Annotated in this window: 20 protein-coding genes and 1 pseudogene; 8 read left to right on the forward strand and 13 right to left on the reverse strand. The window is 67.3% G+C overall.

Translation table 11 applies throughout. The features are described 5' to 3' along the window. Nucleotides 1-61: 61 nt before the first annotated feature. Both AB0J90_RS26415 and AB0J90_RS26420 read right to left on the reverse strand, forming a co-directional pair. Nucleotides 62-199 (reverse strand): annotated as a pseudogene (locus tag AB0J90_RS26415) (TetR/AcrR family transcriptional regulator); the annotation flags it as partial. A 10-nt stretch (nt 200-209) separates the two neighbouring features. Further along, nucleotides 210-437 carry a preprotein translocase YidC gene (locus AB0J90_RS26420; protein WP_363600206.1) on the reverse strand — a complete coding sequence of 76 codons (228 nt, stop codon included), beginning with the start codon at nt 435-437 and terminating at the stop codon, nt 210-212. Nucleotides 438-893: 456 nt separating this feature from the next. On the opposite strand from AB0J90_RS26420, the gene AB0J90_RS26425 reads away from it, so the two are divergent. Together AB0J90_RS26425 and AB0J90_RS26430 are read left to right on the forward strand one after the other, a co-directional pair. Then, on the forward strand, nt 894-2,903 hold the full coding sequence (locus AB0J90_RS26425; protein ID WP_363600304.1) for a hypothetical protein: 2,010 nt from the start codon (nt 894-896) through the stop codon (nt 2,901-2,903). A 31-nt stretch (nt 2,904-2,934) separates the two neighbouring features. Next, complete coding sequence (locus AB0J90_RS26430; RefSeq protein WP_363600208.1) at nt 2,935-3,330, forward strand: hypothetical protein; 396 nt, start codon at nt 2,935-2,937, stop codon at nt 3,328-3,330. 71 nt (nt 3,331-3,401) lie between these two features. On the opposite strand, the gene AB0J90_RS26435 is transcribed toward AB0J90_RS26430, so the two are convergent. From AB0J90_RS26435 to AB0J90_RS26445, 3 genes are read right to left on the reverse strand one after another with little or no spacing between them, the layout of a single operon-like run. Then, the gene (locus tag AB0J90_RS26435; protein ID WP_363600210.1) at nt 3,402-3,938 is read right to left on the reverse strand and encodes an SDR family NAD(P)-dependent oxidoreductase; all 537 of its coding nucleotides are present in this window, start codon (nt 3,936-3,938) and stop codon (nt 3,402-3,404) included. 58 nt (nt 3,939-3,996) lie between these two features. Continuing rightward, entirely contained in the window at nt 3,997-4,917 is a 921-nt protein-coding gene (locus tag AB0J90_RS26440) for an alpha/beta hydrolase (RefSeq protein WP_363600306.1), read from the reverse strand. A gap of 53 nt (nt 4,918-4,970) precedes the next feature. Next, a complete protein-coding gene (locus tag AB0J90_RS26445) occupies nt 4,971-5,540 on the reverse strand; it encodes a TetR/AcrR family transcriptional regulator (RefSeq protein ID WP_363600212.1) in 570 nt (189 codons plus the stop codon). A 241-nt stretch (nt 5,541-5,781) separates the two neighbouring features. Between AB0J90_RS26445 and AB0J90_RS26450 the strand changes: the two genes are divergently transcribed. Continuing rightward, nucleotides 5,782-9,075 carry a BTAD domain-containing putative transcriptional regulator gene (locus tag AB0J90_RS26450; RefSeq protein ID WP_363600214.1) on the forward strand — a complete coding sequence of 1,098 codons (3,294 nt, stop codon included), beginning with the start codon at nt 5,782-5,784 and terminating at the stop codon, nt 9,073-9,075. A 116-nt stretch (nt 9,076-9,191) separates the two neighbouring features. Here the strand turns inward: AB0J90_RS26450 and AB0J90_RS26455 are convergent, their stop codons facing one another. Both AB0J90_RS26455 and AB0J90_RS26460 read right to left on the reverse strand, forming a co-directional pair. After that, nucleotides 9,192-10,046, reverse strand: coding sequence for an alpha/beta hydrolase (locus AB0J90_RS26455; protein WP_363600216.1), 855 nt, complete (start codon nt 10,044-10,046; stop codon nt 9,192-9,194). 123 nt (nt 10,047-10,169) lie between these two features. Continuing rightward, nucleotides 10,170-10,889 (reverse strand): alpha/beta hydrolase, encoded by a 720-nt coding sequence (locus tag AB0J90_RS26460; protein ID WP_363600218.1) that lies wholly within the window; start codon nt 10,887-10,889, stop codon nt 10,170-10,172. A gap of 321 nt (nt 10,890-11,210) precedes the next feature. Here AB0J90_RS26460 and AB0J90_RS26465 point away from each other — a divergent pair, with 321 nt between their 5' ends. Then, entirely contained in the window at nt 11,211-11,843 is a 633-nt protein-coding gene (locus AB0J90_RS26465; RefSeq protein WP_363600220.1) for a pyridoxamine 5'-phosphate oxidase family protein, read from the forward strand. 38 nt (nt 11,844-11,881) lie between these two features. Then, the gene (locus AB0J90_RS26470; protein ID WP_363600222.1) at nt 11,882-12,127 is read left to right on the forward strand and encodes a DUF2630 family protein; all 246 of its coding nucleotides are present in this window, start codon (nt 11,882-11,884) and stop codon (nt 12,125-12,127) included. 256 nt (nt 12,128-12,383) lie between these two features. On the opposite strand, the gene AB0J90_RS26475 is transcribed toward AB0J90_RS26470, so the two are convergent. Then, nucleotides 12,384-13,373: an alpha/beta hydrolase gene (locus AB0J90_RS26475; protein ID WP_363600224.1), complete on the reverse strand. Its 990-nt coding sequence runs from the start codon at nt 13,371-13,373 to the stop codon at nt 12,384-12,386. 116 nt (nt 13,374-13,489) lie between these two features. On the opposite strand from AB0J90_RS26475, the gene AB0J90_RS26480 reads away from it, so the two are divergent. After that, nucleotides 13,490-14,095: a TetR/AcrR family transcriptional regulator gene (locus AB0J90_RS26480; RefSeq protein ID WP_363600226.1), complete on the forward strand. Its 606-nt coding sequence runs from the start codon at nt 13,490-13,492 to the stop codon at nt 14,093-14,095. A gap of 86 nt (nt 14,096-14,181) precedes the next feature. Here the strand turns inward: AB0J90_RS26480 and AB0J90_RS26485 are convergent, their stop codons facing one another. From AB0J90_RS26485 to AB0J90_RS26500, 4 genes are all read right to left on the reverse strand, one after another. Beyond that, nucleotides 14,182-15,630 carry an MFS transporter gene (locus AB0J90_RS26485; protein ID WP_363600308.1) on the reverse strand — a complete coding sequence of 483 codons (1,449 nt, stop codon included), beginning with the start codon at nt 15,628-15,630 and terminating at the stop codon, nt 14,182-14,184. Between the two features lie 597 nt (nt 15,631-16,227). Continuing rightward, nucleotides 16,228-16,374, reverse strand: a complete 147-nt coding sequence (locus AB0J90_RS26490; protein ID WP_363600228.1) for a hypothetical protein — start codon at nt 16,372-16,374, stop codon at nt 16,228-16,230. Nucleotides 16,375-16,765: 391 nt separating this feature from the next. Continuing rightward, nucleotides 16,766-16,912 (reverse strand): hypothetical protein, encoded by a 147-nt coding sequence (locus AB0J90_RS26495; RefSeq protein WP_326557325.1) that lies wholly within the window; start codon nt 16,910-16,912, stop codon nt 16,766-16,768. A gap of 474 nt (nt 16,913-17,386) precedes the next feature. Continuing rightward, on the reverse strand, nt 17,387-17,935 hold the full coding sequence (locus AB0J90_RS26500; protein WP_363600230.1) for an N-acetyltransferase family protein: 549 nt from the start codon (nt 17,933-17,935) through the stop codon (nt 17,387-17,389). Nucleotides 17,936-18,041: 106 nt separating this feature from the next. On the opposite strand from AB0J90_RS26500, the gene AB0J90_RS26505 reads away from it, so the two are divergent. Further along, the gene (locus tag AB0J90_RS26505; protein ID WP_363600232.1) at nt 18,042-18,221 is read left to right on the forward strand and encodes a hypothetical protein; all 180 of its coding nucleotides are present in this window, start codon (nt 18,042-18,044) and stop codon (nt 18,219-18,221) included. Nucleotides 18,222-18,236: 15 nt separating this feature from the next. After that, nucleotides 18,237-18,584, forward strand: coding sequence for a hypothetical protein (locus AB0J90_RS26510; protein ID WP_363600234.1), 348 nt, complete (start codon nt 18,237-18,239; stop codon nt 18,582-18,584). Nucleotides 18,585-18,715: 131 nt separating this feature from the next. On the opposite strand, the gene AB0J90_RS26515 is transcribed toward AB0J90_RS26510, so the two are convergent. Further along, the gene (locus tag AB0J90_RS26515) at nt 18,716-19,213 is read right to left on the reverse strand and encodes a cupin domain-containing protein (RefSeq protein ID WP_363600236.1); all 498 of its coding nucleotides are present in this window, start codon (nt 19,211-19,213) and stop codon (nt 18,716-18,718) included. Nucleotides 19,214-19,309 lie beyond the last annotated feature (96 nt).

The following is a 19,309-nucleotide window of genomic DNA, read 5'->3' on the forward strand; positions in this document are numbered from 1 at the left end:
TTTCCCGCGGCTGGGACCATCTCACCCCCGGCCGTACGGCCGTTCCGGTCCGCTGCCGCGGCGCGGCGTCGACGATCACCTCGACCGCCTGCCGTGCCTGCCCGGCGGTGTCATTCGTGCCGGCGATGGCGGCTGTCGTCTGGGCAACCTCGGTCAGGATCGCCAACCGCGCTGCCAGCGATGCGGGACCACCAGCCTCGTGCGAGAAGTCAGCTGGCCGCGTCCGGATGTCCCGGCATGCTGGAACCGCCACTGCTGCTGCCGGAGGAGCCGCCGGCCACGCCCGCGCCGTCGTCCTCGGTGACGATGTCCGGCTGCTCGTCGGTGTCGTCCGGCGCCGGCACGTCGGTGTCCGCCATCACCTGGGGCAGGGCGACCTGGTCGGCATCGCTCTCGGCGGGTGCGGGCTGCTCACCGTTGCGTGCCTGGTATGCCACGATCGCCTCCCGCGTTCACCGATGTCCGTCCGGGCCGCCTACCCCGGACCGCAAGGGCGAAACATCCGGGCGTACGGGGATGGCTTGCGGCTCGCGCACCTGACCTCGGGACGGACCTCGGAGCCATTTCTGCCCTGTCCTTTGCCCGGGTGCGTCGGTGAGGGCGTCTTCGCGGAGGTAGACGTTGCGGGGTGCTGCATCTGGTAGGCGAGCGCGTACTCCTGGGCGAAACAGCAGCGGTAGTAGGCGGCGCCGTGGTCGTACTGACCTCGCATCCGTCGGTCGTACGCGGCGCAGTAGATCTTGCCGCGCCGGGTCAGCGCCGGACCACTCCCACGGGCGCGGGGAGCACCGCCGGCCACCGGCGCCCGTCCGTGACCATGCGGACAGCCGGAAATGCGTTTCTCCGATTGCGGGCGCTTCGTAGGATCTCCGGTGATCAAGGAGGATGACGCAGTGGGCGATTTCCAGCAGTTCGTGACAGATGTGACCACACGTCTGTCCGCGATGTCCAAGGGCGAGTTGTACGTCGTCGGCGACGGTCTCGACCGGGACTCACTCTGGCTCACCTTCCTCGATTCCTTCCCCGCCGGCACCAATCTCCGGTTCCGCGAGCGGTCCGAGTACGACTGCTCGACCTGTCGTGGGTTCATCAAGAACTTCGGTAACGTCGTCGAGATCCACGACGGACAGGTTCGCTCCGTCTGGTCCGGGGTGTCTGCATCCGACCCGGTCTTCTCCGTCGTCGCCGCCGCAATGGACGAATTCGTCGGCACGCTGCCGTTGTCCACCATCTTCCGGTCCACCGAGGAGCAGTACGGGACAAGGACGACTCGGACGCTTCGCGACGGCCAGGTCGAGGTGTGGCACCACCTGCACGGCCGGGTGGAGAAGCGGCATCGCATCAAGGACGTCGGCGCGGCACGGGGCGCCTTCGGCGCCGCGGTGCAGGTGTTCCAGCGTGGCCTGGCCGAACTGACCCAGCACGCCCTGGACACCGTCGTCGACCTCATCGACGACAACGCCCTCTACCGCGGCACGGAGCATCGTCGGGCGGTGACCGAGTTCCGGTCACTGCAGAACCGGTGGACAAAGGCGACCGACGGACAGGCCTTCATTTTCGCCCACGCCATGAACCCGGCGGCCCGCTTCCGCAACACGGTGATCGGCACCCTCGTCCAGGATCTCTCCGCGGGCGTCGACCTGGAGCAGGCGGTCCGGTCGTTCGAAATGAAGGTGGCACCGCAGAATTACCAGCGTCCCACGGCGTTGATCACCCCGGCCATGGTCAAGGCGGCCATGAAGACCATCGACGAGTTGGGCATCGAGGAGTCGTTGCAGCGACGGTTCGCCCGGCTGTCCGATGTGTCGGTCACCAACGTGCTGTGGGTCGACAACGACACACAGTCGCGGATGAAGGACGGCATCGAAGGGCTGCTCATGCAGGCGGCCACCATAAGGCCGGGAGGTGCGCGCCTTCGTGACGCGAAGCCGGAGGAGATTCCCGTGGTCACCTTCATGAAAGACATCCTGCCCGGCGCCGCGACCATCGACCTGTGGGTGGCCAACGGCCACGAACCGCACTTCGTCAGTCTCACCGCCGGCCGGCACCCGGCCGCCCCGCGGCTGTTCACCTGGGACAACGATTTCGGCTGGTCCTACAACGGCAACGTCACCGACTCGATCAAGGAAAAGGTCAAGCGGGCCGGCGGCAACGTCAACGGCAAGCTGCGGGTGAGCCTGTCCTGGTTCAACCACGACGACCTCGACCTGCACGTGTTCGAACCCAACGGCGACCACATCTGGTACAAGGACAAGCGCAACAAACTGGACGTCGACATGAACGCGGGCGGGACGTTCTCGCGCGAGCCGGTGGAGAACGTCACCTGGACCGACAACGTCCCCGACGGCGAGTACCGGATCGAGGTGAACCAGTTCCACAAGCGGGAAAGCGCCGAGGTCGGCTTCGTGATCGAGACCGAGAGCAACGGGAAAATCGAGCATTACAGCCACGAGCGGGCGGTCGGCCACAAGGAGACCGTCGACGTGGGCCGGATGACGGTCGCCGACGAGGTGATCACCGCTTTCCGGCCGGGTAAGGACATGCAGCCGGGCAGCGCAGGCAAGGACCTCTGGGGAATCACCACCGAAGCGTTCGTGCCGGTGTCCACCATCATGTACTCGCCGAACTACTTCGACGACAGCGAGGTCGGCAACCGCCACTACTTCTTCATCCTGAAAGGGTGCGTGAACGACCAGCCGACCCGGGGGATCTACAACGAGTTCCTCCGCGGCGACCTGCAACCGCACCGCAAGGTGTTCGAGGTTCTCGGCGATCGCACCAAGTGCGAGCCGTCCCCGGATCAGCTGTCTGGCCTCGGCTTCAGCTCCACGGTTCGCAGCTCTGTGGTCGCCAAGGTGACCATGACCGGCGGCCGGCGCCACCTCATCAGTATCCAGTTTTGATTTCCTACCCAGAAATCGGAGAGAGGCCATCGTGACCATTTTTGAAAAGGCCACGCGGGAGAAATACCGCTACCCGTCGGCCAAGGGACTGCTGACCACGGAACAGCTGTGGGAGCTTCCGCTGACCGCCAAGTCCGGCTTCAGCCTCGATGACGTGGCCAAGGCGGTCAACGCCGAACTCAAGGCCATCGACACCGAGTCGTTCGTGGCCACCGAAACCAATCCGGCCAAGGCGACCTTGGAGACCAAGTTGGAGGTCGTCAAGCACGTCATTGCCATCCGCCTCTCGGAGGACCAGGCGGCGAAGGCAGCGGCTGCCAAGAAACTGGAGAAGGAAAAGCTGCTGGCAGTCCTGGGCCGCAAACAGGACGCGGTCCTGGAAAACCTGACCGAGGCGGAGCTGCTGGCCCGAATCAACAACCTGTAGCCCGCCTACGATCAGCGTCTGCGGGCAGGCCGCACATCGCCGCGGCTGACGACGGCGGCGGCGTTGCTACTTCACGTCGTGTCGCGGCGGGGTAGGCGGTACATCCGGGGGTTCATTTCGGCGCGGCCGCGGAGGGGCAGGAGGCGGGTCACGAACCCGTCGATGGGCTTGGCATCGGGGGTGAGGTCGTAGCGCAGTCCCGGCCGTCGTGTCTCGACGAGGCGCAGCAGCTTCGCGGCGACCTGTTCGGGCGTACCGAGCAGCGGCATCGAGGCTGACCGTTCGCCGAGGGTGGCGAGACGTTCGAAGTAGGGCCGGTAGCGGTCCTGGCCTTCGGGCGGCATGGTGGTCAGGCTGGCGGTGCCGTCGTCGGTGGTCTTGGCCAGCAGTGGCGTCTTCGTGGTACCGGGCACGGCAAGCACGGCGTGGATGTCGAGCAGCGCGAGGTCGTAGTACATCGACTCGGTCAGGCCGATGAGCGCGTACTTGGAGGCGTTGTAGAAGGAGATGAACGATGCGCCCATCATCTCGGCCCAGGAGGCGACGTTACTACCGTGAAAGGCCGGGATGCCGCGGTGGCAACCCGATCTGCGGCAGCGTGCGCGCAAGTGACATGGCCAGCGCGCACGGGCCCGGCACGGTGTCCCGGGCTTCCCGTCTGGCGGGTCACAGATGCTTGTCGAGGAATGACCGGATGAGCGGCACGACGTCGTCCAGCGCGCTCTCGAAGAGGAAGTGGCCGCCGTCGAGGATGTGGACCTCAGCGTCGGGCAGGTCGGTGGCGAAGGCGAGTGCGCCGGCCGGTCCGAAGATCGGATCGCCCCTTCCCCAGACCGCGAGCAGTGGCACCTGCTGCTGGCGGAAGTACGCGTGCACATGGGGGTGCAACGGCGGGTTGGTGGCGTAGTCCAGCAACAGCGCGAGCTGTACCAGGTCGTTGCCGGACCGCGACAGCAGGTCGTGGTCATGCATCCACGTGTTGGGGTCTACCAGGGTTTCGTCGCCCACGCCCGTGAGGTACTGCCAGCGGGTCAGTTCCAGTGTGAGCGTCTCCCGTACGCCGGCCTCGGTCTGGGGGTTCTGTTCTAGCCAGTAGTCGCGCAGGATTGTGAAGAACTCCGGCTGAAGGCCATCGTCGTACGCGTTGCCGTTCTGGCTGATGATCGCACTCACCGCGCCCGGGGTCCGCAGGGCGAGCCGCCACCCCACCGGCGCGCCGTGTCCCTGGACGAGCAGCCCGTACCGCTCGATTCGGAGCTGCGCGAGCAGGTTTTCCGTCAGGTCGGTGAGTGCGTCGAAGGTGTACCTGAACTGGGCGGCTGGCGGCGCGTCGGAGAGTCCGAATCCGAGGTGATCGGGCGCGACGAGGTGCCAGCGGTCCGCCAACCGCGGAATGAGGTGGCGAAACATCAGGGAACTGGTCGGGAACCCATGCAGCAGCACCAGCGTTGGCCGGCCTTTCGGACCGGCTTCGCGGTAGAAGATCCGTTGGCCGTTGACGACGGCGTACCGGTGGTGGATCGTGAGGATGGTCTGCGCCGCCTTCGCTCGGAGTGTCGGAGGGTCCCGTGTGCTCTCCGAGCGTATTCAGCCACAGTTGAAGAATTGTGGAATGGCGCCGGGCTGATGCGTGCGTCCCGTCAGCTCTTGAGGATGGCGGCCTCGACCTGTGCGAGCAGCCATTGCGTCGCGCGGTCGACGCCCCATCCGAACGTCTCGACGGCGAGGACGAACTGCGGGTTGCGGAAGTAGAAGTAGATGATCTTTGCCGCATCGGCCGTCGAGAGTCCGTCGGCCAGCTCGCCGATGCTGTCGATACCCTCGACGATCATCTCAAGCGCCTCCACGTGGCGTTGATCGGCGATGGCCAGGAACTCCTGGGCGACCGGCGAACTGGCCGCCGCGCGTTCGACGATGCGCATGATGTCGCCGGCCTCCGCGGCATGCTCGGCGTAGCCGTCGGCGAGGACCTTGAGCTTGGTCGGACCGGTGGGAGCGGCCGCCGAGTCGGTGATGATCCGTCCTACCGTCGGGCTCGTGGTCCAAATGTCCATCAAAGTCCGGAGAAGACCCTCTTTGCCACCGCACTGGGCGTAGACGGTGGCCGGCGAGACCCGCGCCTCGCGCGCGATGCTCTCGACCTTGGTCTGCTCGTACCCGTGCGCGGCGAACAGCCTTCGCGCCGCCCCGACGACCTCCTGCCGGGTCATCTCGACGTACTGGTCGCGACGGCTCGGTGGTGGCGCTTGCTCGGACAACGTCCTACTTCCAATCCGTTTCGACCTGACGTCATGGTCCCGACAGCGACGGTACGCGTGGCTGTCCAGTTCAAATCGCGTGTGGCTAGAGTTGCACTCCATCGGCTAGAGTCCAACTTTGTCACATGCTAGCGCGCCGACCCCGGCGCACATGGCGTGACACGACCTGGGCCGGCGACTCGAGAGGTGGGACATGACAGCGGTGCTCGTCCCAGACAGCGTCGGGCTCGCGCCATCGACCATCGACGAAGCGTTGCGGCTGCAGGTCCTCGGCCCGTTGCGGGTGTGGCGCGGCGAGACCGAGCTCAACGTCCGGCCGCGCCAGCAGGCGTACCTGCTCGCGCTACTGCTTGCTCGCGAGGGCCGGCCGACCAGCGCCGGTGAGCTGATCGACTTGATGTGGGGTGAGGAGGCCCCCGCGAGCGCACTGAACGTGATCCACAAATACCTCGGCTCGCTGCGACGCCTGCTGGAACCTGCCCTACCGCTGCGGGGAACTGGCGCCTACCTGCTGAAGCGGAGCAGCGGTTACGTGTGCGCGGCCGGATCGGACGTCCTCGACCTGGCGAGGTTCCGGCAGGTCTCCAGCACCGCTCGAGCAGCGCTCGCGGCGGGACACGATGGCGCGGCGCTCGATTACTACGTCGATGCGCTCGATCTCTGGAGCGGTCCCGCTGGCGACGGGTGGACCCACAGCTCCGCCGCCGCACCAATCTTCGCCGGGCTCAACGACGAGTACTTCCGGGCCTGTGTCGAGGCAACCGGAGCCGCACTGTCGCTGGGCCAGTCCTACCGGGTGCTGCCCGCCCTGCGTCTCGCGGCCGCGATGGCCCCCCTGCACGAACCGGTACAGGCTAGCTTCGTGGCCTCGCTCGGCGACGCGGGTGAGCAGGCGGCGGCCCTGACGGTGTTCGACGCGGTGCGGCGACGGCTCGCCGAGGATCTCGGAATCGACCCAGGGGCAGCCCTGAAGGAGGCCCACCAGCGGGTCCTCACCCAGACCCGGGTGACCCGGGTGCCCGTTGCCACGTCGCCCATCCCCGCGTCGCCCATCCCCGCGTCGCCCGTTTCCGCGTCGCCCGTCCCCGTGCCCCTCCCCGTTCCGACACCGTCAGGTACGCCGACCTCGACGACGCCCCCGTCCGACGTGGTGAACCGACTGGTCGGCCGGTCGGACGAGCTCGCCATGCTGCGCCGCGCTGTCGAGCCCGCGTTCCTGAACGGAACCGCGGTCGTCCTGCTCGAAGGCGAACCGGGAGTTGGGAAAAGCCGGCTCATGGAGGAGATCGCCGGCCATGCTGAGGGCCGAGGCGCTCTCGTGGTGTGGGGTCACTGCCTCGAGGGCGAGGGAACACCGACGATGTGGCCGTGGGTGGAGACCGTCACGAGCCTGCTCCACAACATGCCGCCGGTCCGCCGCGAGGCGTGGCTCGCCCGCGACCTAGGCCACCTTGTCGGCTCGCATGGGGACCTCGGAGCGGCGCCCCCGATCCCTGACGGCAACGCCCGGTTCCGGCTGCTCGAGCAGCTGCTTGACGTGATTGCCGAGTCGGTGAGCCAGCGGCCGGTGGTCATGATGCTCGACGATCTCCACTGGGCCGACACGAGTTCGCTGCAACTGCTGGACCATGTCGTCGCCCGGCTTCCCACCGGTAGCGCCGTCGTCGGTGCGCTGCGCAACCGCGGCCCTTCGCCCAACTTGGAACTGGTCCGGACGCTCGCGGCGGCCAGCCGTGTCGCGGGTCACCGACGGATCCTCGTCGGTCCCCTCAGCCCAGATGAGGTAGCCGAACTCGTGCACCTCGAGACGGGCGTCCTCCCCGCGGCCGAGGTGGCCAGGCTGGTGCACACCCGCACGGCGGGCAACCCGTTCTTCGTCCGCGAATTGGGGCGGTTGCTGGCCTCGGACGGCGACGGGACGAGGGAGACGGTGCTGGGCAACGGTGTCCCACTGACCGTCCGCGACGTCGTCCGCGACCGTCTGGCCGTGCTCGACCGCGACGCACAGGAACTGCTGGAGGTCGCGGCGCTGATCGGCCGGAGTGTCGAACTCGCCCTGCTGGCTCGGACGATGTCCATGGACGTGACCGCCTGTCTCGAACGCCTCGAGCCTTTCAACGGCCTCGGTCTGGTCAGCCCGACGCCTGGAGACCCCTTCGCATACCGCTTCACCCACGACCTGGTGCGCCAAGCTGTGTCGGAGGCGATCCCGCCCAGCCGCGCTGCGGCCCTGCACGGGCGCATAGCCGACGCCATTGAAGCGGTGGGCGTGAGCGATGAGTCCGGCGCCGAGAGGGTCGCTCACCATCTTTGGGCCGCGGGCCCAGTGGCCGACCCGGCCCGGACGGTCGCCGCACTCGTGCGCGCCGGCGCCCGGGCGAAGTCGAAAACGGCGTTGGCTGCGGCCGAGCGCCAGCTCGGGTCGGCGGTCCAACTGGCGCGCCGGTCGCGTCTGCTGGATATGGAACTCGCGGCCCTCTCTCAACTGATCGCCGTCGTCGGCATGCGCTCGATGTACGGCACGGCGTCGGTTAGCCTGCTGGAGCGGGCCGAGCGGGTCGCGCTGAGCCTCGGTCGCGAGCGCGAAGCGGCCGGGTTCCTCTTCTCTCGCTGGACCGCGCACGGTCAAGCCCTCGAACTGGACCGCAGCACTCCACTCGCGCGTCGCCTCCAGGAACTGGGTAAGACCTCCGAGGACCCGGTCGTCCGCTCGTACGGCAAGGCCGCGGCAGGCATCCACGCGTGGTGCCTCGGGAACATCGGTGAGTCGGTCCAGCGGCTGAACGCGATGACCTCGGACGTCCCCCTTGACCACGGCGATCAGGAGCACGATCCCGTGCGTGATGGCGTGCAGCTCATGGCCGCTGGGATGTTCGCCGAGATCACGGGCTACCACGGAGACACGGCCAAGGCCCGAGCGCTGCTCGGCACCCTTACGATGTCGGCCGGCGAGGATCCCTACGCGGTCACCGTCGCGACCTCCTTCGAGGCCCGGACCGCCTCGGTCATCGGCGACGCGGACTGGGCGATGCGGGCGGCGGAACGGGGGATCGCCGTCGACCCGCACTTCTCGTTCGTCTCCCTCGGCACCTACCTTCGCCTTGCCCGGTGCTGGGCACTGGCGATGACCGGCCACGATCCCACGGCCGCCGCGGACGAGGCCGAGCAGCTCATTCGTGCCAATCTCTCGACCCCGGCCCGCACGTGCGTCTCGACCTGGTACGCGCTGTTGGGCGAAATGCGTATCGCCGCGGGGTCGCTGGACTTGGCCGAGGCGGCGCTCGCTCGCGCGGAGGACAGCCTGGTGCGCTACGGCCAACGTTCCTCGGAGGCGCTGCTCATACTGCTCCGCGGGCACCTGGCGCATGCCGCCGGTGACGACCGGGCCGCCGTACGCCAGGCCGAGCGGGCGCGCACCGTAGCGCTCGGACAGGAGGCACATCTGTTCGTGCAACGTGCCGACCGGTTCCTCGCCGAACTGGGATAGCGACATCCCGGTGACCTCGGCGCCGGCCCAGCGTCATCAGCAGCGCGAACTCAGCCGTGCGCTCCTGCACCGTGTCGTTGACACGGTGCAGGAGTTCGTCCCGGTCGCGGGGCGCGCTAACCTCGATGTTCGTTTGCTCCGACAGGTACGGGCGCGTTCACGGCATGCGCCTGCGCCCAGTTCAAGGCGTAGTCGGCGATCTCCTCCCAGCCGGTCTGGCTCACGAGTCGGTGTGTGCGGCGGGGATACTCCTTGTACTCGACGATCGTGGGGCTGTTCGTGGAGTGGTACTTGGCCACGACCGCGCGACCGATCGCAGGGGGTGTGACGTTGTCCTTCTCCCCGGTGATGACAAGAAGCGGGGCGCGATCGACTCGCGCGTAGTCGACGCGGGTGACGCCGTGCTTCTCGTCGCGGGCTGAAGACACTCCCTCGAACATCACGCGGTTGTACGAGTTCACGGCGTACTGGTCCCAGAGTCGGTCGGACTCGGCACGGGGGAGATCGTTGCCGAAGGTGAAGTGGAAGTGGCGTTTCGACAACGACGTCGCGCCATTCTTGCGGAACGGGTTGGCGAGGATCGGCAGGGCGGTCCTGAGGGTGCTCAACGGCGTCTTCGTGATGCCCGCGGTGGCGGCCGGACCGACTGCGACGTAGGCAACGCCAAGACCCCGGTCCGCGAGCAGTTCCGCGATCAGGCCACCGAAGGAATGGCCCATGATGATGGGCCTGCGGGGCAAGGCCTGGATGATCCGCTGGTAGTTGTCGGTGATCTGTTTGATGCCGATTCCTTTGATCGGCCCGGGGTTGCTACGAACGTCCTCGACCGTACGGTTGTCGATGCCTGGCCAGCCGGGGACGATGACGTCGTGGCCGGAGGATCTGAAGCGCTCCGCCCATGTGTCCCAGCTCCTGGGGGTCATCCAGAGACCGTGGATGAGGACGATCGGTGCCTTCTCGTCGTGCTGCATGATTCCTTCTCCTTCATGAAATGGCTGGTGTATTTGTTCGGTCCGCCGAGGCGAAGCGTGGATCTCCCGAAGGAGGTCGACGACATAGGCGTCTGGACGCCGGCATTCCGCGACCCTCGGTGCTCAGCCGGATACGGCGGCGAGGGCCTCGCGGATCACATCGACAACCTCCTCCGGACGGGAGTGCATCACGAGGTGGGAGGAGTCGAGTTCGGTGACCTTCATCTGGGCGCGGTCGTAGCCGAACCGCTCGACGTCGGGGTTGATGGCCCGGTCGGCGGCGGCGACGATTCCCCATGCGGGCTTGGTCTTCCAGGCGGCGACAGTGGCCGGCTCGGCGAAGGCGGCTCCGGCGAGCGGTCGCTGGGAGACGGCGAGGACGCGGGTAAGGGCGGGTTCCACGTCGGCGGCGAAGATCTCCGGGAACTGGGCGATGTCCACCGAGACGTCGGTGCCGGGCTCGGTGGATCCGCTGACCGGGAACTGCGTGTAGACAAGCGCCCCAGCGAGTGGTGGGGCAGCGAAGCGTCCCTGGAGCTCGCCGAGGCTTTCACCCTCGTCCAGGGCGTAGCCGGCGAGGTAGACCAGGCCGACGACGTTCTCCTCGGCGCCGGCGACGGTGATCACCGCGCCTCCGTAGGAGTGCCCGACGAGGAGGACGGGGCCGTCGATCTGGCGCACGACGGAGGCGACATAGGCCGCATCCCCGGCCAGGCTGCGATTGGGTACGGCCGGGGCCACCACCCTGGTGTCGTCGGCGAGCAGCGCGGGGATGACCCGGGCGTAGCTGGAAGCGTCGGCGAAAGCTCCGTGGACCAGGACCACGGTCGGCTTCTCTGACATGGTTTCTCCTTCGATACGGCCCCAAGGTCGCGGCGACCCCGGGGACGGGCATTCAGTCCGCTGGGTGAGCAGTTGACCTCAACGTAGGCAGACGCAGTGAAAACCTTGTTGAGGAATGGTTGAACGCGGCGGCGTCGCGACGCAGACTTCGCCGACGCCCCATCCACAAGCACGTCACTGTTCCTCACCTGCCCCCGGATAACTTCGCCCAGAAGCATTCGCGGAGCGTGAGGAGCTCGAGATGACAACCATGAAGACCGCGGTGATCGGACAGTTGCGGTTCGAGGCTGTCGTGACCTACCGAATGTCCGGGCTGACGCCATGAGCCGCAGCTACGCTCCGATCGCATTCACGGGGCCTGTGCTGGACGCCCAGGTCCAGTACGGGAGCCGTGCCGCCATCGACCGCATAGACGCCGGAGGGTTCTACTCGGTCCCGGATCCGCTGGGCATCGTCGAACGCGAATTCGTTGCCCAGCAAGACGGTTTCTACCTGGCCACCGTCTCTGAGAGCGGTTGGCCCTACGTCCAGTTTCGTGGCGGCCCACCCGGTTTCGTGACCTGCCCCGACGAGCACACCCTGGCTTGGGCCGACTTTCGAGGCAACCGTCAATACATCAGCACCGGCAACCTAGCCCACGATTCGCGCGTGGCGATGATCTTCATGGACTACGCCCACCAACGCCGCCTGAAGGTCTTCGGAGTCGCGAGAATCAGCGACGTCCATGACCAAGGACCGTACTCGAGTCCGCTGGCGCCGCCCGGGTACCGGGCGATCGTCGAACGCGAGGTCCGCGTCCAGGTGAGGGCCTTCGACTGGAACTGCCCTCAGCACATCACCCCCCGATATACGGCTGACGAAATAGCGTCCACATTAGAACCCCTGGAACGCCGGGTACGCGAACTCGAAACCGAGAACCATCTACTTCGAGCGCAGGTCGCACCGAGTCCCTAGACACGTTCATCCCATCGACTCCCCGTAGAGGACGCAACATGAGCGACGAAACCATCCTGGACAGAATTACCGCACTGGTCGAACGTGAGCGGCAGCTGCGTGGTCACCGAGCACACCGGTCCGTGGACGATCAGACCGACCCCGACGACGTACACGCTGTCGAAGTCGAACTCGACCAGTGCTGGGACCTTCTCCGACAGCGGCGCGCCAAGCGGGAGTACGGAGCAAACCCCGAGGACGCCACTTCACGGTCCGCGTCAGTCGTCGAAAGCTACTGGCAGTAAGCCATCCGCCTGGTGGTTGGCAGCGACCGCTGCTGGTTTTCCGGAGACCGTGCGAGAGCCCGAGGAGGTGGCACCCGTGAACGTCTCGACATGGGTGCTCCCTCTGGGTCATGGTCGGGCGATAGTCGTCCGGGAGCGCCGTTCGCACGCACTCCCGAAGGCACGGCCATGCGATTCACCTCTGAACAGTGCGCCGGACCAGTGCGGTGTGCAGCAGCGGGCCGATCATCCGGGCGACGTGGAGTGCGCCGAGGAGCTAGGCCTTCCCGGCGAGGAACGCACCGATGTCGGCGGTGATCCGGTCCGGGTACTCGCCGTTGATCGCGTGCGACGCGTCCGGATAGACGATCACCGCAGCGCCAATGGGAGCGCGCCTGGCCACCTCGGCTGCTTTGTCGGTGTCGTGCATTCGCGACTCACCGGCCAAGATCGCTAGCGTGGGGATCCGCACACCGGCGAGTTGCTTCTCGGTCAGGCGCGTCGGCCCGCTCTTCTTGTTGACGTAGGTCTGCATGCCAGCCTCGATCATCGCGGCGACCGGAACCTCCTCAACTGGCGCGTCGTTGGCCGTCCAGCTCGCAAAGTCGTCGCGGAACGACTTCGGTAACAACCGCACGCTCGCCGGAATCGACCGGACGATCGCGCCGAGCGACAGGTTGGCGTACACGAGAACCGGTTCGATGAGGACCACGCTGGCCAGCTTGTCGGGACGGTGGACGACCAGGTTCATCGCGGTCCACCCGCCGATCGACAGCCCGACCAGGTGCACCTGCGGTTCCGGTAGTGCGAGCAGCATGTCGTGCAGCCACTGTGCGTGGTCGCGTGGGGTGCTGATCGGGCGCTGTTGCACACTCATGCCCGGCTCGCCGAGCAGGTCGACGGCGTACACGCTGCGTAAGCGCAGCAGTGACGGCAGGTTGTCGGCCCACACCGGCGACGCTGACATGGCACCGGGGAGCAGTAGCAGCGGTGCGGCGTCGGGGTTCGCGCCCGCGAAGTGGTACAGCCGTACCACGCCGTACCCGGTGCGGACGTCCAGCGTCCGGTCGGGCACCGGCAGGTCGTCCACCGCGCGCTCGTAGGCGCGGAGAAACCGGTCCTGCGCGTCGGCCGAGGTGAAGTAGCCGACCGGTGCCGGCGTGCGTACCGCCCACCATCCCGCAAGCACGGCCACGAGGATCACCACAGTCCCGGCTCGGAGCAGGTGCCGGCGACGGATCCGGCCCAGGAACTGACGCATTGTCATCGCCCCCATCGATTTTCAACCGATCGGTCAGTTTACTGACCGATCGGTTTGAAATCCAGTCGAACGGTCGGCGGGCAGGCTGGACCAGCCAAGTGGCCCGGTAAGGTGGGTGCGTCATGCCGTCACGACCCACATCGGGCCAGCGCCCGCCCACGTTCATCGAGCAGGCGCGCCGGACGCAGCTCATCGACGCGACCATCGGCCTGGTGGCGCGGCACGGCTACGCGGGAACCTCCCTCGCCCGCATCGCCGAGGCGGCCCAGATCTCGAAGGCCACCGTGCTCTACCACTTCCCGTCCAAGGACGCGGTGGTACGGGCCGCCTACGAATCGGTGATCGAGGGCCTCACCGCGCAGGTTGGCACAGCGGTCGGGACACATACGGGTGCCGCCGCTCTCTATGCGTACATCCGCTCCCTCGTGGGCCACCTGCACGAGCGGCCGGAACGGGCCCGCGTGATCGCCGAGGCGATCCTGGGCGACGACGAGGTCACCGACCGGCCGGGCTCAGCAGCCCGGTGGCGAGCCGTCGCCGACCTCGTCGAGGCAGCCCGGATCGTCGGTGACTACCGGGCCGACGTCGACCCGCGCATTACCGCCATCATGATCAATGGCGCGATCGACGCGATCGTCGCCGAACGAATGGCCGATCCCGCCTTCGACACACCGGGCGCGGCGGAGCAGTTGGTGACGATGCTGAGCCGGTCGCTGGGAACCACCTAACAGCACACTTGGGCATACGGCCGCGACTGACGCTGGTCAGGGAGGCGCCACACTGCCGGCGCCTGCGCCGGACGCTCCGGTCCGGGTCATGCCGATGGGTCCGCCCCGGCGCTCGGCGGTCCTCGCCGGGCGGACTTGCGGCGGATCGCGGCGAGCAGTGGCGGGGAGTCCCACGCTGGTTCGCCGGTGAACCAGCGTTGCACAGCCGGCGACGGTGGACGACGTACGCCGCCCAGCGTGTAGACCGCGAGCGCGAGCAGCGTTCCGCCGACGGCCAGTCCGAGGCATACCCAGAGGGCGGTTTGGGCGCCGTCCGCGGGGCTGTCCCCGACGGTCATGGCGATGTACAGCAGGATGGGCGTGATCATGAAGGCGGCCACCGCCCGCAGTAGCTCGATGATCGCGAACACCCGCTGGAGAGCGGCGTTGCGCAGTGAGAAGCCGGCGATGAACAGTGCCGGGGTGACCGTGGCGCCGACGCCGATCCCGATCAGTCCCGTTCCGATCAGCGTGGCGATGGTGCCGGGTGGGATGCTGACGGCGATGAGCGCGATGCCCGCGATGAGCGAGAGCATCCCGGCCAGCGCGAAATAGTGCAGTGCTCGGGTCGTGAACAGGTTCGCGAACACGATCGCGGCGAGCACCGCGCCGCCGAACTCGGGCAGGAAGAGGAGTCCCAGGTCCAGGGGCGAGTGTCGGTCCCGGAGCACGACGCTGGTCAACGCGATCGCGGGCAGGGAGGACGCCGCCGCGGTCATGGCTACCGCTATCCCGGCCACCGGTAGCGTGCTCGTGAGCGGGCGCACGATCAGCAGCGGGCGCCTGGCGCGGTACTGCTGGACCAGGAGGACGAGGATCAGCGCCACGCCCACGATCAGTGGCGCCAGCGCGGTGGCGTCGAGGGATTGGTGGGGGAGGAACTGGGAGGCGCCGTAGAACGCGGCCACACAGCCTGCGGTGGCCAGCACGACGGCGATCGGGGAACGCGTGGCGGTGGGGTCGGCCGGTGGCACATCCTGGAAGGTGAGCAGCGACAGCAGCAGCGCCACGACGGCGATCCCCGTGACCACCCAGAACAGGGGCCGCCAGCCGTGGTAGTCGGCTTGGATGCCGGCTATCAGCGGGCCCAGCGCGACCGCCCCGAAGATCGACAGGTTGAGGATCGCGGCCGTCGGGAGGAGCTTCGTCGGCGGGAATCCGGTGACCAGCGGCGGTACGGCCGCGATCAACAAGAGACCGGTGCACAGTCCCTGGAGTATGTGCCCGACGATGAACTGCACCGGCTCGGTCGCCGACGCGGCCAGCACCGAGCCGATCACCAGGATCGAGGCGTAGATGATCAGCATCCGGCGCTGGGGCAGATGCTGGGCGAGCTGGACCGACAGTACGGTGCCCAGCGCGTACCCGGCGTTGGCAAGGCCCTCCGCCAGACCCGCCTCCCCGGGGCTCATGCCGAGCTCCTTGCTGATGATCGGCAAGAGTGGATCCAGGGTCGCCGAGAGCACCAGGTACGGGGCGAGCGCGGCGACGACCATCGCCGCCACCGCAGGGTAATGGCCGGCCAGTGGACCTTTTCTCATCATCTCGGCAGCCTCACCATTTTGCCAGTAGACCCGGAGCCCATTGGTTCGGCCGTAGGTCGTGGGCGCCGAACATGGTGGCTCACCGCCGGTCCACCGGGCAGGGCGCAGGATCACCCGGCATGGGGGAGGATGGCGGGCGCTGAACGGTCATTGATCCGTGCCGGCGGCGCCGGGCGCATTTCCACCCAAGCTACTTGGTCAAAGGGCCGTACGGGCCGGATTGCGACGGCACGAGCACGACCAGCGACATCCCGCCTTCATCGATTCCGACTTGTCGGTGCACCTCCCGGCCGAACAGATGGTTCCGGACCGCGGTCGTAGCCCGGACGCTCCGGAGGCCTTGCCGCCGGGCATAGTGAGATTCTCGCTGACGAGGCGGTGCGCCAGATCAAAACCCCGTTTTCGGCTGTGTTCCAGCCAAGGAATCATTTGATCGGTGGGAGAGATCGCCGCCGGGCTCGGCCCGGTGCAGACCGGAGGACTCGTCGACGAGTTCGGGGGCCCGCCGGCAGGGCACTGCCGCACGCACGTTCGATTAGCTTCAGCCACCTACTCGCCGCTGGACGGATGGTGTCGGCCGGTGCGGGTGTCGATGGCGATGGTGCGGTGCCTCGCGAGGCTGACGCCCCCATCGACCAGATCGTCGAGATACTCCTCGGCGGTCGCCACGGCGACGCCGCCGGTCACCGCCGCCACGCGCCAGCGGTAGGCCGCCCAGTAAATCCACCAGACCCTGCAGGTCGCTGTCGGGTGACAAGTCCGTACGCTCGGCCAAAATCCGTCGCAGTAGGTCCGACGCGTCGGCGCCCGGCATCGGGTCCAAGTGCAGCCGCCGTACGCCTTCCAAGCCGGCCAGTAGCCAGCGGCTGGTGACCAACGGCTGACTACGCTCGGGCCCCGGGATTCAGCGGCCGTACCGTCTGGCAGCCAAGCCGCCCAACCTGAGGGAACACAATTGGGCGGCTTGACGGACGTGTGCCCAGTGCGGCCCGGCGGCCTCGCCCGCGGAGGCTGACTAGTCGCGACAGGGCGTGCTCGGCGGGTCGAAGCGATGCCGAAGAGCTTGCGCTCTACGGGCCCCTAAGTGTCAGTCGATTTCGGGCAGGATCAGCGCGGTGAAGGCGATGAGGGTCAGGCCGAGCCAGCCGAGCGAGACCCGGGGGGCCCGGACGCCGATGGCTTCGAGCGCGAGGGCGATGGTGCCGAGGATGTAGAGGAATAGCGAGAGGGTCACGGCGGGCCTCCGGGCTCGGTGATGGACAGTGGTGAACCAGCGGACCACTACCCAATGCGGAGGTTCGGCAACCTTCAAGATCTCGGCCAGCCAGTCCTCGACCGCTGCGCTTCCGCTGGCGGATGCCGGACGAAGCCAGCGCCGTACGAGCATAACGGCGATCCTCAGTCGAGCCGAGAACTCCCAGCCCACGGCCTCTACGACGAGTTGTGGCAGGTACAGAGCTTTCGGGGGCCGGCAGCAGGTCGGTGACCCGTCCGGCTGCGCCAGGGGGCGGCTAGCGTGTGGGAGACGCGAAGGCGCGGCGGAAGGTGTCGACCGCGGCCACGGCGATACCCCAACCCGGTCACCTGACCCCAGCCCTCACCAACCACCTCGACCAGGACCTGGAGGATCCCGACCAACCGCGCGGGTCACCACCGCGCTCACACACCGACAGGAGCACCATGAAGATGATCAACTAGCTTGGCCGGCTCAATCAGCAGTTGGTGAAAGACGCTGCATCCACAACGAGCTGATGTACTGACTGTTCTTGACCGCGTACTCGCGGAACATGCCAACCTCGGTAAAGCCGAACTTTCGATGCAGCGCCACCGACGCATCGTTGGGCATGGCAATGCCCGCCAGGACGACATGAACCGGCTCGTCGGCCAAGCACTCGAACAGTGTCCGATACAGCAAGGAACCCACACCCTGGCCCCGGCAACTGACGTCCAGCGCGACGCTCACCTCGACCGTCTCCCGGAAGGCTTCGTGGTCTCGGTAGCGCTGGCTACAGGCGTAGCCCAGCACGAGGCTGCCGCGTCGCGCAACGACCAGCCGATACGGCCCGGTCGAGGCGAACTGCTCAAACCATCCGCGCCGTTCCTCCACGTCAGTCGGCCGAGTAGCGAACGTAGCGTGTGAGTTCGCCACCGTGTAGTTGAGGATCTCCACGATTCCAGACAGGTCATCCTCGGTGGCAGGGCCGATCACCACCGGGGCCAAGTTGCCAGGTACACCTACATCAGTCCGCTGGCTCACCTCGACACCGTAAACCAGCCACCCGGCACACTCAGTCCCTGCGCCCCACCGAACGCTGAAACAGCGAGGCTAGTCGGCAGGTCTTTCTCCGCCTGGCGGTGACCCGATGATCGCCCTCGTACGCAGCGACCTCTACCGGACGGCCACGGTCCGCTCCGGCTGGCTCTCCATCGCGTTCCTCTGCGTTGTGACGATGATGCTCGGCTGGGTGAGCGTCGACATGTGGGAACTCCTGGCCGGGCTCGGCGCCGTCGGCCTCGCCAGCGTGCGGACCGCCCAGCACTAGCAGCACCAGACGATCGTGCTGCTCCACCTGGCGCGACCCGACCGGACACCGGTGCTCGTCGGTCAACTCGTCGCCAGCGTGATCGTCGCGGTGGGTTCCGCCGCCATCAGTGGCGCGACGGTGCTCGCCGAGGGTCACTTCGTGCAGTACCGGAAGACAATGGTCGTCGTACCGTTGACGGCCGTGTTCGCGACCGCGACCGCGACGATCGTCCGCCGCCCGACGTGGTTCTTCCTCGGCTTCGGCGCCTGGTCCATGTCCGTAGAGGTGTGGCACCCCGCTCTCTCGTCGCTATGCCTTGCGGCCGACCACAACGCGGAGGATCCCCGCCCCAGGGTGAAGGGTGCGGTGACGACCGTGTAGCACTACCGGCCCAGGTGGGAGTCGTCGACGGTCTGGGGGTTACTGCGGCACCCTTCACCTACTCGGTTGAGGATTTCGGCAAGGGCGCTGTCGGCGTGGTGACACCAGCGCTCCTTCCGTCAGAAAACCGGTCAGTCCCAGTTGTCGTGCCGGATGCCGAAGGCGTCCCGCTCGGACTCGGTAATCTCCAGCGAACCCTCACGCAGCTTGAGGAGGGTTTCGAAGTACTCCTCTCGGGGCGCGCCCGGCGCGAACAGCAACAGCATCGACGCTGGCTCACCCGACTCGTTGCGGAACCCGTGCATCCCGCCGGGTGGTACGTGCAGGAAGTCTCCGGCGCCGCCGTCGACCCATCGGTCACCGGAGTACAGCCGGATGTTTCCGTCCAGGACGAAGAACGACTCGGAAAGGCCGCGGTGAAAGTGCGGTCCGGGTCCGCTTGGCTCCGGGCTGAAGTCCCACCGGTAGAGGCCGAAGTCGCCGTACGTCTCGGTGCCGCGCGCGAGGTAGGTGACCTTCACCCCGTTCGGGTAGGTGATGTCCGCCGGCTGGTCCGCTCTTCTCAGGTGCGTGCGGCTGTGACCGTGTTCCCCGTCGTAGCGCGAAGGTGGGTAGGCGGGTAGCGACAACGCGGTTCCTTCCCGTTCATGAGGCGTGGACGATCGCGGGTGGGTGCCTGGGGGCGAGTGTGAACGAGCGGGCGAGGGGAGGGAGTGGACTTTATC

It is taken from the genome of Micromonospora sp. NPDC049523 (genome assembly GCF_040676775.1).
Lineage (GTDB): Bacteria > Actinomycetota > Actinomycetes > Mycobacteriales > Micromonosporaceae > Micromonospora_G.